Annotated in this window: 2 pseudogenes; both read left to right on the top strand. The window is 65.6% G+C overall.

The features are described 5' to 3' along the window. A pseudogene (locus tag DBR12_RS08180) lies at positions 1 to 453 on the top strand (peptidase); the annotation flags it as partial. A 442-nt stretch (positions 454 to 895) separates the two neighbouring features. Beyond that, positions 896 to 1,189, top strand: a pseudogene (locus DBR12_RS08175) (hypothetical protein); the annotation flags it as partial.

Raw genomic sequence — 1,189 nt, 5'->3', positions numbered from 1 at the left:
GCACAGCACCAGGCCCAATACGGCCAGCTTGCCGCCCACATCGACCTGCACGAAACCACCGACACCGACGAATCCGAATACCGCCCCGCCGTGGCCGCGCGCGACGGCAAGGTGTTCGAGCCCGGCAGCATCCCCGACGGCTTCTACCTGGTGGACGACACCGAGAACCCGCAGCCCGCCTTCCAGCAAGCCATCATCGAGGCCGTGGGCCGCGTCACGCACATCGCGCCTGCGGACGACAAGAACGAAATCATCGGATCGCCCGTGGTGGCGCCCGGCGTGATCCGCTACCAACTCAAGGCCTGGGGCCTGTGCGCCAGCGTGAGCGGCGCGCGCTACACCACCACCACCGAGGTCTACCCCGACAGCCCCCGTGCCACACCCGAGCAGTGCATCGCCGCGCAGGTGGCAGCGGTGTGCGCGGCGGTGGAGTTTGTGTGCGGGGCACGGTAAGGCAGTGAGGCAGTGCGACAGTCAGCCCGTGCTGACGCCTTGTGAATGGATCAGCATCGGGTGCGTTGGAACCTGAAAAGTCCGTTCGGGCTGAGCCCGTCGAAGCCTCGCGCAGCGCTTCGACAAGCTCAGCGTGAACGGTTGCAGATCACCAGAAAAATATGCATCAAATTGGCCGCTGCCGCCTGATGGGTAAGCACTGATAGCTATAAAAATTGAAGCAATAAAGCGCTAGGGATGTCCTGCATAACCCTCGCGAGTCGGTGGTAGTGCGGATCGGGACAGGCCGCAAGGCGTCTTTTTGCAGCCAATAGCTGGGCTATTGGCAAGAAAAGCAACGCAGCGGACTGCCCGAGGCCGCGCTATCACCGACCGCAGGGAGTTATGCAGGACATCCCTAGAGCCCAAGCCCACCCACCACCCGCATTAAAAGGAACTGCCGATGGACCTGCCCCAGATGCTGGACACCTTCGCCCGCATGCCCGCCGCCGAGCAGCAGGCCTGGTGGCGCATGGCCGCCGGGCTGCTGGCCGTGGTGGTGGCCCTGCTGTGGCTTGAGAGCCGCTACTTCAAGCCCAGCCGCCGCGTGGGCAGCTGGCTGGCCGTGCGCCTGGTGTCGGTGCTTGCCGCGCTGCTGGCGGTGGCAGCGGTGCTGCTGCCCGCACGCGCCGTGGGTGGGCCCGCAGCGCTGGGTGTGTTTGTGCTGTCGCTCTACACCCTGGGCCCCGTGGTGTGG

This window comes from Acidovorax sp. HMWF029 (assembly GCF_003060895.1).
Lineage (GTDB): Bacteria > Pseudomonadota > Gammaproteobacteria > Burkholderiales > Burkholderiaceae_C > Acidovorax.
The sequence above is the reverse complement of the archived record's forward strand: the minus strand, read 5'-3'. Positions and strand labels throughout refer to the sequence as shown.